Origin of the sequence: Dyella sp. A6, assembly GCF_036320485.1 — a bacterium.
GTDB lineage: Bacteria > Pseudomonadota > Gammaproteobacteria > Xanthomonadales > Rhodanobacteraceae > Rhodanobacter_A > Rhodanobacter_A aluminiiresistens.
Window position 1 is genome coordinate 2,773,091 of the sequence record NZ_CP132911.1, and the last position, 14,846, is coordinate 2,787,936.

Sequence of the window (14,846 nt, forward strand, 5' to 3'; positions counted from 1 at the left end):
GCCACGCCCGCCGCGCCTTGTCCGACAGCGGCATTCGACCAATGGCTAAGCCCGACGGCATTGACCCCATACGCCACGCGGCGAGACTCTTGCCGGGTCTTCCAGGGGAGATCCCTCATGCAGAGTGCGACCATAAAACCCAGCCCGGCGGGAAAGATCCTGTGGGTTGCCATTTCCATCGTAGGTGCCTGGTGTCTTGGCGTGGTGGCACTGCGCCGCGGCGAGTCGATCAATGCGATCTGGCTGGTCGCGGCATCGATGGCGGTGTTCGTCATTGGCTACCGCTTCTACGGCAAGTTCGTCGAGCACCACGTGCTGCAGATGGATCCCAGCCGCGCGCCACCCTCGGTGTTGCGCAACGACGGCCTGGACTACGTGCCCACCGACAAGTGGGTCGTGTTCGGCCACCACTTCGCCGCGATCGCCGGCGCCGGCCCACTGGTCGGCCCGGTACTGGCGGCGCAGATGGGCTATCTGCCCGGCACCCTCTGGATCCTGTTCGGCGTGGTCTTCGCCGGCGCGGTGCAGGACTTCATGGTGCTCGGCCTGTCGCTGCGACGCGACGGCCGCTCGCTGGGCAACATGCTGCGCGACGAGCTTGGGCCAGCCCCCGGTCTGGTCGCAATGTTCGGCGTGCTGGTGCTGATGATGATCGTGCTGGCCGTGCTGGCACTTGTGGTGGTCAAGGCGCTGACGCACAGCCCATGGGGCACGTTCACCGTCGCCAGCACCATCCCGATCGCGCTGCTGATGGGCGCCTACCTGCGCTGGATTCGCCCCGGCCGCATCATGGAGGTGTCGATCATCGGCCTGGTGCTGCTGCTGCTCGCCATCTGGTACGGCAAATTCGTGGCCGACTCCGCCACGCTGGGGCCGATGTTCGATTTCGACGCCAAGACCCTGGCCTGGCTGCTGATCGTCTACGGCTTCTGTGCCTCGGTGTTGCCGGTGTGGCTGCTGCTGGCACCGCGTGACTACCTGTCCACCTTCCTGAAGATCGGCACCATCGCCCTGCTGGCGCTGGCGATCTTCCTGGCCGCGCCGACCCTGCAGCTGCCAGCGGTGACCCGTTTCGTCGACGGTTCCGGCCCGGTCTTCGCCGGCAACCTGTTCCCGTTCCTGTTCATCACGATCGCCTGCGGCGCAGTCTCCGGCTGGCACTCGATCATCGCCTCGGGCACCACGCCCAAGCTGCTGGCCAACGAAGGCCAGGCGCGCCTGGTCGGCTACGGCGGCATGCTGATGGAAGCCTTCGTGGCGATCATGGCGCTGGTGGCTGCCGCCTCGCTGCACCCGGGCGTGTACTTCGCCATGAACTCGCCCAGCGCGATCATCGGCACCACCGCGGAACACGCGGCCGCCACGATCAGCCAGTGGGGCTTCGTGGTCACGCCACAGGACCTGATCCAGACCGCCAAGAACGTGGGTGAACAGAGCATCCTCAGCCGCGCCGGCGGTGCGCCGACGCTGGCGGTAGGCATGGCTCAGCTGCTGCACAACATCATTCCCGGCGACGGCATGATGGCCTTCTGGTACCACTACGCGATCCTGTTCGAAGCCCTGTTCATCCTGACCACGGTCGATGCCGGCACGCGCGTGGGCCGCTTCATGATCCAGGAGATCGCCGGCCTGGTGCACAAGCCACTGCAGGAAACCCGTTCGTGGACCGGCAACCTGCTGGCGACCGGCATCTGCGTCGCGTTGTGGGGCTACTTCCTGTACCAGGGCGCAGTCGATCCGCTGGGTGGCATCAATACGCTGTGGCCGCTGTTCGGCATTGCCAACCAGATGCTCGCCGCGATCGCACTGATGCTGTGCACCGTGGTGGTGGTGAAGCTGAAGCGCCAGCGCTTCATGTGGGTGCCCGGCATTCCGGCCATCTGGCTGATCGTCTGCACGCTGACCGCGGGCTGGGAAAAGCTCAGCGGCCCGATCAGCTTCACTGCGGCAGCCAACAAATACGCCGCCGCGATGCAGAACAACCAGATGCTGGCCCCGGCCAAGAACGTGGTCGAGATGCAGCGCATCGTCACCAACAACTATGTGGACATGACGCTGACTGCCATCTTCATGCTGTTGATCGTGGTGATGCTCGGGTTTACCCTGAATGCGATCTTCAAGGCACTGCGCGCCAGCAAACCGACCGCGCACGAAGAACCCTACGTGGCGCTGGACACGGTGCCAGCCGGTGCCACCGGGCATTGAAAGCCGGGAGGACGTCATGAGCATGAACTTCCAGTCGATACGCAAGTGGGCAGTGCAGACCGCCCGCCTGTGCTGCGGGGTGCCGGACTATGATGTCTACGTGAAACACCTGCGCGAACACCACCCCGAGCGCAAGGTTCCCAGCTACAAGGAATTCTTCCGCGAGCGTCAGGAAGCGCGTTACAAGGGAACCGGTGGCCGCTGCTGCTAGGCGGTGCCACCTGAATACGCGATACGGCCATGTCCGGCGGACATGGCCGTATCCGTTTGGGGACCGTCAACCGGCAATGGCGGTCACCTGAAAGCCGCGCCCGGCGCCACGCAGCATGGCATTGGCCAAGCGCGCCCAGCCCGGGGACAATAGGACAACGCTTCCGACAATCCGCCCATGCCCGAATCCAGTACCGCCCACGCGGCACACCCGCACCGCGCCGGCCTGCGTGTCATCGCGGTCTACGAGATCATCAAGACGACCTGTCTGGTGCTGATCGCCGCGGCTGCTTTCCATCTCGACCGCACACAGAATTTCGAGCAGCTGGTGCACTGGCTGAAGCATCTGCCGCTGACCGACAGCAGCGGACTGCGCTGGCGACTGGTATCGGCCCTGGTCGACTTCGGCCCCAGCCGATTCGTCGCCATCGGCATGGTCTCGCTGGGCTATGCCGTGCTGTTCGGCATCGAGGGTATCGGCCTGTTGATGGGCAAGTACTGGGCCGAGTGGTTTACCGTCATCGCCACCTCGTCGCTGATCCCGCTGGAGCTCTATGAAGTGCTGATGCACTTCGGCTGGCTGCAGCTGGCCGCCCTGGTCGGCAACATCGTCATCGTGATCTACCTGGTGCGGGTGGCCGTGCAGACACGCGAGGCCCGCAAGGTGCTGGCGCGCACGCATTCCCACTGAACCGATGCCGGAATGTGTCTGGCCCGAAATGGCGCACGCATGCACAATGACGTCCAGACCGTTATCCAGCGACGAGAGACGAATGTGAGCGTGGCATCGCTATTCTGGGGACTGCTGTTCGGCTGTATCGGGAGCGGCTTCTTCCTCTACGGCAGGAAGCAGCAGAGCCCCGTCCCGCTGGCCTGCGGCATCGCGCTGATCGCCTTTCCCTATTTCGTCTCCAACACCTTCGCCCTGATCGGCATCGGCGCGGTACTGATGGCGGTACCGTACTTCGTCAGGCTCTGACCTGTACTGTGACTACGCCCTGGCTGGGCATGGCATGCCCGGACCGGCTACTTACACCTCGTGATGCATGGCTTCCGCGGGCAGTCCGTCGACCGCACGCCGACGCGGTGCCAGTTCCACCAGGTACATGGCCCCGAGCACCAGCGCGCCACCGGCCAGCATTCGCCAGCTCATGACGTCACTGCCCAGAGCCACGGCGAAGACGGCGGCGAATACCGGCTCGGTCGTCATCACGATCGCCGCCCGGGTCGCCGGCAGGTGTGCCTGCGCCCAGGTCTGCACCAGCATCGCACCGGCACCGGCAATCAGCGCCATGTAGAGCACGCCGAGCCAGATCCCGGTATCCGGCGGCAGTACCGGACCGCCATGCGGCAGCGTCGCCGCTCCGCAGACCAACGCGATCGCGACCATCTGCACCGCCGACAGCCCCAGCGCATCTTCCGCCCGCGTCCAGTGCCCCAGCACCACGATGTGCAGGGCATACAGCACCGCCGATGCCAGGGTCAGCCAGACGCCGGTGCCCACCGACAAGCCGTGCAGCGAGAGCAGACCAAGACCCAGCGTGGCCAGCAGCACGGCGATCCAGATCCGGCCCGGCAACTGCTGGCGCAGCAACAGCGTGGCCAGGATCGGGGTGAATACCACATACATGCCGGTCGCGAAGCCGCTGACGCTGGGAGCGATCAGGGCCAGTCCCCAGGTCTGCAGCAGCTGCGCCACGCCGTAGATCGCGCCCAGCACCAGGCCACGCCCGATGCCCGTCGGCCCCAGCCGCCAGACACGCCGCGGAAACAGCAGCAGCATGGCCAATGCGGCCACCACGAAACGCACCGCCAGAAAATCGGCCACCGGCATGCGTGCCACGATCTCCTTGATCAGCACGAAGGTGGAACCCCAGGCGGCGGTCATCGCCAGCAGGCCCAGGGTGGCAAGAGTGCGCAGACGTGAAGTGGTCATCGGATCGAAGCGAGAAGTGAGTCGGGAGAAGTGAAGCGCGAGAGAAAGCTCGCGCCGGAGAGCGGCTCATAACGGCTGCGGATTTGCTCCACGCCTTCTCTCACTCCTCACGCCTCTTTCCGGTCTCCTTGTTCCTGCTCTTTCCCATCCACTGTCCCGGCACCTTCAGCAGGAAATGCGCCCAGATGCCCAGCCACACGATGGCGGCAGTCAACGGGTTGCGCGCGGACGGGTCGAACTTGCGGAACCAGCGCCACATGCCCCGATGCTTGTGGTAGCTGACGAATACGGGGCGGTGCCGGCTGGAACCGCCCTTGCCATGCAGGACGTGCACATCGCCTGCAAGCAGCACGCGCCAACCGGCGTCGCGTACGCGATGGCACAGGTCCAGATCCTCACAGTGCAGGAAGTAGTCTTCGTCGAAGCCGCCCACATGATCGAAAACCTCTCGCGGCAGCACCATCAAGGCACCCGACACCACCTCGGCATCGACGACGTGATCGGGCATCGCCCCCTCGATGTTCACGCCTTCGCCGCGCCTGCCGAACAGCCACGTCAGTGCGCGTCTCAGCAAGGGATCGCGCCGGTACGACGCCGGATCGGGCGTACCGGCTGCATCGCACACCACGGCGCCGACCAGGCCGACCTGCGGCGTATCGGTGCATACCTCGAGCAGCCGTTGCAGGGAACCGTCGTCGAGCATGCAGTCGGGGTTGAGCACCAGCAGCATGTCGCCCGCTGCCTGCGCCACGGCGCGGTTCACGGCCGGGCCGAAACCCAGGTTGGCGCCGTTGTAGAGCACGCGGAACCGCGGATCGCCGGCATGCTCGCGCGCGATCGCCTGCGGCACGCCATCGGCCGAGGCATTGTCGATCAGGATCAGTTCGAGCCGCGGCGTGCAGCCCAGCACATGACGCACGCAGTCGCGCAGGCTGTCGCCACTGTCGGCGGACACCACGACCACACTGAGCAACCGGGATTTGTCGGGGGAAGCGGAGGTATTCACCAGGCAAGTATGCGGGAGACGACGATGCCGGTGAATGGCGTAGATGCCAGGCGACGCCGGATCATCCTCGCGACCACGGGCGATCACGCATCGTCCTGCCCCAGCACGTAGGGCAACGGCCGTGGCGTGGACGACTCGTCCCGCACCAGCCAGGGCTGACCGTCATGCCAGCCGCTGAGCTGCCAGCCACGCAGCCGATGCCAGCGCCGGCGCTGGCGGTCCTGCATGGCCACGCCCTGTTCGTTGGGCAACGACACCGCCAGCCAGCGACCATCGACGCTGAAGCTGCAGCGCGGTTCCACGCCATCCATGCGGGTGCCGTCGGCCAGGGTCAACGCGTGCCCGCTGTACTGAAGCGAACCGCCACGCGGGTCCGGGACACCTGTGCGCGGGTCCTGCCAGCTAGGCGGCTCCAGCTCGATGATCATCGCTGGCGGACCGATCGGCGCCATCGCCAGATCCGGCCATTCCGCCGTCGACGAAGGCAGCGACGGACGCGCACGGTCGCGACCGAGCCAGCCCTCCAGCAGCATCAGCAGCGAGAAGCCGGCCAGCCCGGCCAGCAGGGTCAGCACCCAGGCCCGGGCATCGCCGCCCAGGCTCAGCAGCACGCGCGCCAGCCAGCCCGGCAGGCCCCAGCGCAGGCCCCGCCTCAGCAACACGGCATGATCGGCCAGCCAGCTTACCTCGGCCAAAAGCGCGGCGGCGAGCGCCAGCAACAGCGGCAGGCCGAGCCACCAGGGCAGCACGGCCAGCAACAACATCCAGGCGGTGGCAGGCCCTGCGTCCTGCCACCGATGAGCAGACGATGGTGGCCTCAGCCGCACCACACCCTGGCATTGCGGAACATCCGCATCCAGGGCGAGTCCTCGCCCCAGCTGTCGGGACACCAGCTCATCTGCGCGCTGCGGAACACACGTTCCGGATGCGGCATCAGGATCGTCACGCGACCGTCCGCGGCCGTGAAACCGGCCATGCCACCGGGCGAGCCGTTCGGATTGAGCGGGTAGTTCTCGGTGGGCTTGCCGCGATTGTCGACGAAGCGCACCGCACTCCCCGACTTGGACGGGCTGCATTCGTGCGGGAAACTCACCCGGCCTTCGCCGTGCGCCACCGCCACCGGAATGCGCGAACCGGCCATGCCCTTGAAGAAGATGCTGGGCGAATCGAGCACTTCCAGTGTGCACACTCGGGCTTCGTACTGCTCCGACGCGTTGCGCAGGAACTTCGGCCAGTGCTGCGCGCCGGGAATGATGTCCTTCAGCTGGCTCAGCATCTGGCAGCCGTTGCACACGCCCAGCGCGAACCTGGTCGGGTCCTCGAAGAACGCGGCGAACTGCGCGCGCAGCGCGTCGTTGTAGAGGATGGACGTGGCCCAGCCACGACCGGCACCCAGCACGTCGCCGTAGGAAAACCCGCCGCAAGCGGCAAGGCCGCGGAAATCGGCAAGCTTGATGCGACCGGAAGCAAGGTCGCTCATATGCACGTCCACCGCCTCGAACCCGGCCCGGGTGAACGCGGCGGCCATTTCGACCTGTCCGTTCACGCCCTGCTCGCGCAGGATCGCTACGCGCGGCTTCGCGGCACCGGCACTGGCGGCCTGGATCAGCGATGCGGCGATATCCTCGGCCGGATCGAAGCTCAGCTTCGGGTGGATGCCGGGGTCGCTGTCGTCCAGTCGCCACTCCAGCTCGGCATCCGCGCTGAGCGGGTTGTCGCGCCGGCGCTGCATTGCATGGCTGGTCTCGTTCCAGGCACGGAACAGCGTGCTCCAGTTCCACTTGAACACGGTTTCGTTGCCCAGGAACAACTTGATGCCCAGCTTTTCCTTGGGCCGGCCGATGCGATGGCTCATGCCGGCCAGGCTGTACTTCACCAGCAGCGCCTCGAACGCCTCGCGGTTGGCCGCGGCCACCTGCAGCACGGCGCCGAGTTCCTCGTTGAACAATGCGCGCAGGGTCGCTTCGGCCCAGCCGTCGAGATGGATTTCCAGGCCGCAGTGGCCGGCGAAGGCCATTTCCATCAGGGTGACGATGGCACCGCCATCGGAACGGTCGTGGTAGGCCAGCAGCAGACCGGCACGGTTGGCCTCCTGCACCAGCTCGAACAGCGCCTTCAGGCGACGCGCATCGTCGAGGTCGGGCGGCACGCCGCCCTTGCGGTTGAACACCTGGGTCAGCGCCGAACCGCCAAGACGGTCGCGACCCGCACCCAGATCGACCAGCCACAGGTCGGAATCGCCACGATCCATGCGCAGCTGCGGCGTCAGCGTGCGGCGCACGTCATCCACGCGGGCGAAGCCGGTGATCACCAGCGACACCGGCGATACCGTGCGCTGCGACTGCTCGCCGTCGTGCCATACGGTCTGCATGGACAACGAGTCCTTGCCCACCGGAATCGAGATATCCAGCGCCGGGCACAGTTCCATGCCCACCGCCTTGACCGCATCGAACAACGCGGCGTCCTCGCCGGGGTGATTCACCGCGGCCATCCAGTTGGCCGAGAGACGGATCTCGTCCAGGCTGCCGATCGATGCCGCCGCCATGTTGGTGATCGCCTCGCCGACCGCGAGCCGCGCCGCGTCGGCGCTGTTGAGCAGCGCCACCGGCGCCCGCTCGGCCATCGCCATCGCCTCGCCGGCATAGCCGTCGAAATCGGCCATGGTCACCGCGCAGTCGGCCACTGGCACCTGCCACGGACCGACCATCGGATCGCGATGGTTGAGGCCGCCCACGGTGCGGTCGCCGATGGTGATCAGGAAGTTCTTGCTGCCCACGGTGGGCAGCCGCAGCACACGCAGCAGCGCCTCGTCCATGGCGATGCCGTTGAGGTCCGGCAACAGGTCGACGCGCGGCTTCACCCGCTGGGTGTCGCGATGCATGCGCGGCGCCTTGCCGAACAGCACATCCATCGGCAGGTCGATCACGGTCAGGTCGCGACGCGGATCGACCACCCGCAGCGTGCGCTCAGCGGTGGCGGTGCCGACCACGGCATACGGGCAACGCTCGCGCTTGCAGTAGGCCTCGAACTCGGCCAGATCGGCCTGCGCGATGCCCAGCACGTAGCGTTCCTGCGACTCGTTGCTCCACACCTGCATCGGCGACAGCGACGGGTCGTCGCAAGGCACCTTCGACAGGTCGATGTCGCCACCCACGCCAGCATCGTTGAGCAGTTCGGGAATGGCGTTGGACAGACCACCGGCGCCGACATCGTGGATGCTGACGACGGGGTTCATGTCGCCGCGCGCCCAGCAGGCGTCGATCACCTGCTGGCAGCGCCGTTCCATCTCGGCGTTGTCGCGCTGCACCGAGGCGAAGTCGAGTTCCGCGCTGGAGGTGCCCGAGGCAACCGACGACGCCGCGCCGCCGCCGAGGCCGATCAGCATGGCTGGACCGCCCAGCACGATGACCGCATGGCCGGGCTGCAGCTCACGCTTCTGCACGTGATCGTGACGGATGTTGGCGAGCCCGCCGGCAATCATGATCGGCTTGTCGTAACCACGCCGGAAACCGGCCTCGCCAGGAAGCTCGTCCTCGAACGTACGGAAATAGCCGCCCAGGCAGGGGCGGCCGAATTCGTTGTTGAACGCGGCCGCGCCCAGCGGGCCGTCGCGCATGATCTCGAACGCGCTGGCCATGCGCGGCGGCAGCGGACGCTCCACTTCCCACGGCTGCGGATGGCCGGGAATACGCAGGTCCGACACCGAAAAACCGGTGAGCCCCGCCTTCGGCTTGGCACCGCGACCGGTGGCGCCCTCGTCGCGGATCTCGCCGCCGGCACCGGTGGCCGCGCCGGGCCATGGCGCGATCGCGGTCGGGTGATTGTGCGTCTCCACCTTGATCGCGTAGTCGATCTGTTCCGGATGCGCACGCCAGACGCCGTCGGCATCGGTGAAGAAGCGCCGGCCTTCGCTGCCCGCGATCACCGCCGCGTTGTCCTTGTAGGCGGACAGCGTGTGGGCAGGCGCATGCTGGTGGGTGTTCTTGATCATCGCGAACAGGCTCTTGTCCTGTTCTTCGCCATCGATCGTCCAGCTCGCGTTGAACACCTTGTGGCGACAGTGTTCGGAATTGGCCTGGGCGAACATGAAGAGTTCGGCGTCGGTGGGGTCGCGCCCCAGCTCGGCGTAGCGCTCGGCGAGGTAATCGATCTCGTCGTCGGCCAGCGCCAGGCCCAGCTCGGCATTCGCCTTGGCCAGCGCGGCGCGGGCATCTGCGCCCAGTGCGATGTGCACCAGCGGGCCGGGCGAACCGGCCAGGAACAGGCCCTGCGCCTGATCCAGCGAGGCAAGCACCGACTGCGTCATCGCGTCGTGGAGTACCGCCATCACCGCGTCGTGTGCGGCGTCACCCGCTTCCGGCAGACCGGCCAGCTGCCAGGCGATGCCGCGCTCGACGCGACGGATATCGAAACCGGCGCCGTGCAGGATGTCGGTGGCCTTGCTCGACCATGGCGAGATCGTGCCCAGACGCGGCACCACCCACAGGCTGGCCGGCGCCGGCGGCGCATCGTTCGCTTCCAGCACGGCCAGCAGACGCTGCCGCGCCTCGCCGTCCGGAGCCTGGGCGGCATCGATGAAATAGACGAACCACGATGCCTGTACACGGGCGCCACGATGCAGGGCATCGAGACGGGCGTTGAGGCGATCGAGGCGGAACGGCGAAAGGGCGCTCTGCCCGTCGAGTGCGATCATGCGGGGAACGGCGCTAGGCAAGTGGAAACGCGTATTCTACCTGATGCTGCAATACGGCATAAGCGGGCGCGACAACCCCGCCCGCGCAGGGCTTCCGGTGGCCGCTGGGCGGCGCCGGCCAAAGCGCCGGCAGCGGCGCCCCGCAGTCCGGCGCTCAACCCTCGCTGTGCTTGCGCACGGCCTGCAGCATCTGCACCGGCGACAGGTAGCCGCCGATCACGGTGCCGTCCTCGGCAATGATCGTGGGCGTACCGTTCACGCCCAGCTTCAGGCCTAGGTCGAACTGCGACTTCACCGGGTTCACGCAGGTGGCCGGCTTCGGCGCCGCTCCATTGATGGCCGAGGCGAACGCGGCCTTGCGGTCGGCCGCGCACCACACCGAGACCGTTTCCTGGTAGGCAGGCGTGGGACGACCGCTGGTGCTGGTCACGCCTTCGCGCGGCCAGGCCAGGTACTGCACCGCGATGCCTTCCTTGTTGTACTCGGCCATGTGCTGGTCGAGCACGCGGCAATACGGGCAGGTGACGTCAGTGAACACGGTGACGGTGTATTTCGGATGCGGCGGCGCGAAGATGATGCGCTGCGCGGCTGGCACCTTGGCCAGCTCGGACTTGCGGAACCGGGCCCAGGCCACGTCGCTGAGGCTCTTGTGACGGGCCAGGTCGACCAGATCGCCATGGAACATGTACTTGCCGTCCTGGCTCACGTAGACGAGCTGGCCGGCGGCGATGACCTGGTAGAAGCCCGGCAGCGGTGACGGCTCGACCTTGTCGATCACCAGGCCCGGCGCGAACTTTTCCAGCGCCAGGGTCACCGCTTCAGGCGCGGGAGCCGCCGCGGCACCAGCATCGGTATCGGTCGCGCCGGCCACGCCTGCGCTCAACGCGAATCCACCGACGCACGCGGCCAGCATCCATTTCTTCAGCATTATTCACCTCGATGGCCGCAGACAGGCGGTATGGGAGCCCGGATTCTCGCACAGCCCATCCTGCGGGTCGTGAACGGCGGCGCCACGCATCAACCGCGCGGATGATGCCGGGCATGCAGCCGTTTCAGGCCTTCACGCGCAACCAGGGTATAGATCTGCGTGGTACTGAGCGTGCTGTGTCCGAGCAGCATCTGCAGCGCACGCAGGTCCGCCCCGTGGTTGAGCAGGTGCGTGGCGAAGGAATGCCGCAGCACATGCGGCGAGATATGCCGGGCCTGGATGCCCACCTGCAGCGCATAGCGTTTCACCAGCACCCAGAACATCTGCCGGGTCATGCCCGCGCCACGGTTGCTGAGGAACAGGGCCGACGGCTGGCGCCCTTTCGCCAGCACCGGACGGGCGCCGGCCAGATAGGCATCGATGTGCGCCAGCGCCACCTCGCCCACCGGCACCAGCCGGTCCTTGCCGCCCTTGCCGGTGATCCGCAGCACGCCCTGGCGGGTGTTGAGCGCGGCCAGCGGCAGCTCCACCAGTTCCGACACGCGCAGGCCGGAGGCATACATCAGCTCCAGCATCGCGCGATCGCGCAGCCCCAGCGTGGTGCCGGCGTCGGGGGCGTCGAGCAGTGCCTCGATCTCGCGCTCGGCCAGCGCCTTGGGCAGGCTGCGCGGCGTTTTCGGACGCTCGATCAGGACGGTAGGGTCGTCGAAACCCGGCTCGTTGCGCACCCGGAACGCGTAGTAGCGGCGGAACGCCGACTGCCGTCGCGCCATCGAACGCACCGCCGCCGACGTGCCGGCATGGAAAGCGGACAGGTCCTCGCGTCGCGCGTCGTCCAGGCAGCGTCCACGCCCCGCCAGCCAGCGCGCCAGCGCTTCCAGGTCCTGCCGGTAGGCTTCCAGCGTGCGATCGGCCAGTCCGTCCTCGGACCATACCCGTTCCAAGAACGCCGCTATGCTGGCGGCATCGGCCGGGGCCACTTCGGTAAGATGCGTCTTCTTGTCCTGCATGTGCGCGATGCTCGCCCGCCACGCGCACCGGACGCAAGCAAGCGAGCCGCATGAACCGCCACGACATGACACCCTGTCCGCTGTGGGTACGCCTGATTGCACTGCTCTACGACCTGCTGGCGGTCACTGCGCTGGTGATGGTGGTCGGTCTGGTGTGCCAGTTGGCCACGCATGGCCGATTGATCGGCGATGGCCCGCACGGACACGTCGTCTGGTGGTACCAGCCATTGCAGGGCACCTTGGTGGCCTCGTATTTCCTGGCCTCATGGCGGCGTGGCGGACAGACCCTGGGCATGCGCCCATGGCATACTCGCGTGCGCGCGCTGGACGGTACGCCACTGCGCTGGCGACAGGCCCTGCTGCGCTTGCTGGTGGCGGCATTGCCGCTGGCCATGCTGGCCGCGGCACCCATGCTGGGCATTCCCGCCACCCTTTGGCTGATCCTGCTGGCCTGGACGATCTGGTTCACGGTCGCCCTGGTGGATCCGCGTCGTCGCGCCCTGCATGACTTGGCGGCCGGCACGATGGTCTCTCGCCACGACTGAGCACGGGCCGCACCACACCTGCATGCACCACGGGGCGCTGCATTCGCCTCAAGTACTTGACAGTACAAGCCGTTACATGTTTGTGGCACTGCAGCACGAAGTGCTCCGGCGCGCTAGAATGCAACCTTTGGTCCACCCTGGTACTACCGGCATGCTTTACCAGATCCACGAATGGCAACGCGCGTTTCTCGGCCCACTCAGCCAGTTCGCCGAGGCCAGCGCACTCACCCTGGGCGATCCGGCACAGCCATGGGCGCAATGGCCGGGTGCGCAGCGCATGGCCGCGGGTTATGAGCTGCTGCACCGACTGGGCAAGGATTACGAGAAGCCGGCCTTCAACATCCACAGTGCGCGCGCCCACGACCAGGAAATCGCGGTGATCGAGCGGGTGGCACTGGATACGCCGTTCTGCCAACTGAAGCGCTTCAAGCGCTTCAGTGACGACCCCGCCACCATCGAAGCCATGAAGACCGAGCCGGTGGTGCTGGTGGTGGCGCCGCTGTCCGGACACCACGCCACGCTGCTGCGCGACACCGTGCGCACACTGCTGCGCGATCACAAGGTGTACGTCACCGACTGGGTCGACGCACGCATGATTCCGGCGGAGGCCGGTCCATTCGGGCTGGACGATTACGTGGCACTGATCGAGCGCTTCATCCGCCACATCGGCGCCGAGTCGCTGCACGTGATTTCTGTATGCCAGCCGACCGTGCCGGTATTGGCCGCGGTGTCGTTGATGGCCGCACGCGGAGAGCCCACGCCGCGCAGCCTGACCATGATGGGCGGCCCGATCGACCCGCGCCGCAGCCCCACCAGCGTGAACAACCTGGCCACCACGCAACCACTGTCGTGGTTCAAGGGCAACGTGATCCACACCGTACCGGCCAACTATCCCGGCCACGGCCGCGAGGTATACCCGGGCTTCCTGCAGCATGCCGGGTTTATCGCGATGAACCCCAGCCGTCACCTGCAGTCGCACTGGGACTTCTACCAGAACCTGCTGCGCGGCGACCAGGAAGACGCCGAATCGCATCGCAAGTTCTACGACGAATACAACGCCGTGCTCGACATGCCTGCGGAGTTCTACCTGGACACCATCTCCACCGTGTTCCAGAACTTCCTGCTGCCGCGTGGCCTGTGGAACGTCGATGGCGAGCGGGTGAAGCCGTCGGCGATCAAGCGCAGCGCCCTGCTTACCATCGAAGGCGAGCTGGACGACATCTCCGGTCCGGGCCAGACCCAGGCCGCACAGGAACTGTGCAGCGGTATTCCGGCGAAGCGCCGCGCACACAGCGTGATCGAAGGTGCCGGCCATTACGGCATTTTCAGCGGCCGGCGCTGGCGCGAAGTGGTCTACCCGCAGGTGCGCGACTTCATCCGCAAGTTCGACGACATTCCGGCCTGACCCGCCCCGCCTGACCCGGCTTACGGCGTGACGAAGAACGAGCGGAACGCGGCCAGCGTCCGCTCGACGCCCTCGTCATCGACATCCAGATGCGTCACCAGCCGCAGCATCGGCAGATAGCCGATGCTGATGCGGATACCCGCCTCGCGCAGATGTGCGTCCAGTGCCTGCAGACGCTCCGCCGGCACGCTGACGAAAGCCATGTTGGTGTGCTGCCCCAGCGTTTCCACGCCCGGCATGCCATGCAGGCCCTCGGCCAGTCGTGCCGCACGCGCATGATCGTCAGCCAGGCGGGCCACGTGATGATCCAGCGCATGCAGCGCCGCCGCGGCAAGCATGCCGGCCTGACGCCAGCCGCCACCGGTTACCTTGCGCCAACGCCGTGCCTTGTCGATCAGCGCCGATGAGCCCACCAGCACCGAGCCCACCGGCGCTCCCAGCCCCTTCGAAAGGCATACCGACACGCTGTCGAAATAGCGTGCGATCCCGCGCGCCGGCACTCCCGAGGCGACCGCGGCATTGAACAGGCGTGCGCCGTCCAGATGCAGCGCCAGCCCCCGGTCCCGCGCGAAATCGTGCGCGGCATGCAGGTAGTTGAGCGGCAACGCACGGCCATGCCAGGTGTTTTCCAGTGCCAGCAGGCGGGTCCGCGCGAAATGCGGATCGACCGGCTTGATCGCCGCGGCGATCCGGTCCAGCGGCAGCGTGCCGTCGACGTCGTGCGGAATCGGCTGCGGCTGGATCGACCCCAGCACCGCGGCACCACCGCCCTCGAACTTGTAGGTATGCGCGTCTGCACCGACCAGGTACTCGTCGCCGCGTTCGCAGTGCGACATCAGCGCCAGCAGGTTGGATTGCGTGCCGCTGGGAACGAACAGTCCCGCCTCGAAACCGAGGTCGGCAGCCAG

At 66.9% G+C, this 14,846-nt stretch carries 13 protein-coding genes and 1 pseudogene; 7 read left to right on the forward strand and 7 right to left on the reverse strand.

Annotated features, from left to right (window positions below):
• The first annotated feature begins 117 nt into the window (after nucleotides 1-117).
• From RA164_RS12520 to RA164_RS12535, 4 genes are all read left to right on the forward strand, one after another.
• Nucleotides 118-2,205, forward strand: a complete 2,088-nt coding sequence (locus tag RA164_RS12520; protein WP_329741182.1) for a carbon starvation CstA family protein — start codon at nucleotides 118-120, stop codon at nucleotides 2,203-2,205.
• A 16-nt stretch (nucleotides 2,206-2,221) separates the two neighbouring features.
• On the forward strand, nucleotides 2,222-2,416 hold the full coding sequence (locus RA164_RS12525; protein WP_329741183.1) for a YbdD/YjiX family protein: 195 nt from the start codon (nucleotides 2,222-2,224) through the stop codon (nucleotides 2,414-2,416).
• A gap of 177 nt (nucleotides 2,417-2,593) precedes the next feature.
• The gene (locus tag RA164_RS12530) at nucleotides 2,594-3,106 is read left to right on the forward strand and encodes a DUF2127 domain-containing protein (RefSeq protein ID WP_329741184.1); all 513 of its coding nucleotides are present in this window, start codon (nucleotides 2,594-2,596) and stop codon (nucleotides 3,104-3,106) included.
• Between the two features lie 90 nt (nucleotides 3,107-3,196).
• Nucleotides 3,197-3,394 carry a hypothetical protein gene (locus RA164_RS12535; RefSeq protein WP_329741185.1) on the forward strand — a complete coding sequence of 66 codons (198 nt, stop codon included), beginning with the start codon at nucleotides 3,197-3,199 and terminating at the stop codon, nucleotides 3,392-3,394.
• A 51-nt stretch (nucleotides 3,395-3,445) separates the two neighbouring features.
• Here RA164_RS12535 and RA164_RS12540 read toward each other — a convergent pair whose 3' ends face one another.
• From RA164_RS12540 to xerD, 6 genes are all read right to left on the reverse strand, one after another.
• Nucleotides 3,446-4,351, reverse strand: a complete 906-nt coding sequence (locus RA164_RS12540) for a DMT family transporter (protein ID WP_329741186.1) — start codon at nucleotides 4,349-4,351, stop codon at nucleotides 3,446-3,448.
• 100 nt (nucleotides 4,352-4,451) lie between these two features.
• Nucleotides 4,452-5,357 (reverse strand): glycosyltransferase family 2 protein, encoded by a 906-nt coding sequence (locus RA164_RS12545; RefSeq protein ID WP_329741187.1) that lies wholly within the window; start codon nucleotides 5,355-5,357, stop codon nucleotides 4,452-4,454.
• 83 nt (nucleotides 5,358-5,440) lie between these two features.
• Nucleotides 5,441-6,121: a hypothetical protein gene (locus RA164_RS12550; RefSeq protein ID WP_329741188.1), complete on the reverse strand. Its 681-nt coding sequence runs from the start codon at nucleotides 6,119-6,121 to the stop codon at nucleotides 5,441-5,443.
• Nucleotides 6,122-6,174: 53 nt separating this feature from the next.
• On the reverse strand, nucleotides 6,175-10,050 hold the full coding sequence (gene purL, locus RA164_RS12555; RefSeq protein WP_329741189.1) for a phosphoribosylformylglycinamidine synthase: 3,876 nt from the start codon (nucleotides 10,048-10,050) through the stop codon (nucleotides 6,175-6,177).
• A 154-nt stretch (nucleotides 10,051-10,204) separates the two neighbouring features.
• Entirely contained in the window at nucleotides 10,205-10,978 is a 774-nt protein-coding gene (locus RA164_RS12560; RefSeq protein WP_329741190.1) for a disulfide isomerase DsbC N-terminal domain-containing protein, read from the reverse strand.
• Between the two features lie 89 nt (nucleotides 10,979-11,067).
• Entirely contained in the window at nucleotides 11,068-11,988 is a 921-nt protein-coding gene (gene xerD / locus RA164_RS12565) for a site-specific tyrosine recombinase XerD (RefSeq protein WP_329741191.1), read from the reverse strand.
• Nucleotides 11,989-12,038: 50 nt separating this feature from the next.
• On the opposite strand from xerD, the gene RA164_RS12570 reads away from it, so the two are divergent.
• Nucleotides 12,039-12,533: an RDD family protein gene (locus RA164_RS12570; protein WP_329741192.1), complete on the forward strand. Its 495-nt coding sequence runs from the start codon at nucleotides 12,039-12,041 to the stop codon at nucleotides 12,531-12,533.
• 151 nt (nucleotides 12,534-12,684) lie between these two features.
• Nucleotides 12,685-13,938 (forward strand): polyhydroxyalkanoate depolymerase, encoded by a 1,254-nt coding sequence (locus RA164_RS12575; protein ID WP_329741193.1) that lies wholly within the window; start codon nucleotides 12,685-12,687, stop codon nucleotides 13,936-13,938.
• A 20-nt stretch (nucleotides 13,939-13,958) separates the two neighbouring features.
• On the opposite strand, the gene RA164_RS12580 is transcribed toward RA164_RS12575, so the two are convergent.
• Complete coding sequence (locus tag RA164_RS12580; protein WP_329741194.1) at nucleotides 13,959-14,543, reverse strand: threonine aldolase family protein; 585 nt, start codon at nucleotides 14,541-14,543, stop codon at nucleotides 13,959-13,961.
• Nucleotides 14,544-14,616: 73 nt separating this feature from the next.
• Here RA164_RS12580 and RA164_RS12585 point away from each other — a divergent pair.
• A pseudogene (locus RA164_RS12585) lies at nucleotides 14,617-14,703 on the forward strand.
• The last annotated feature ends 143 nt before the right edge of the window (nucleotides 14,704-14,846 follow it).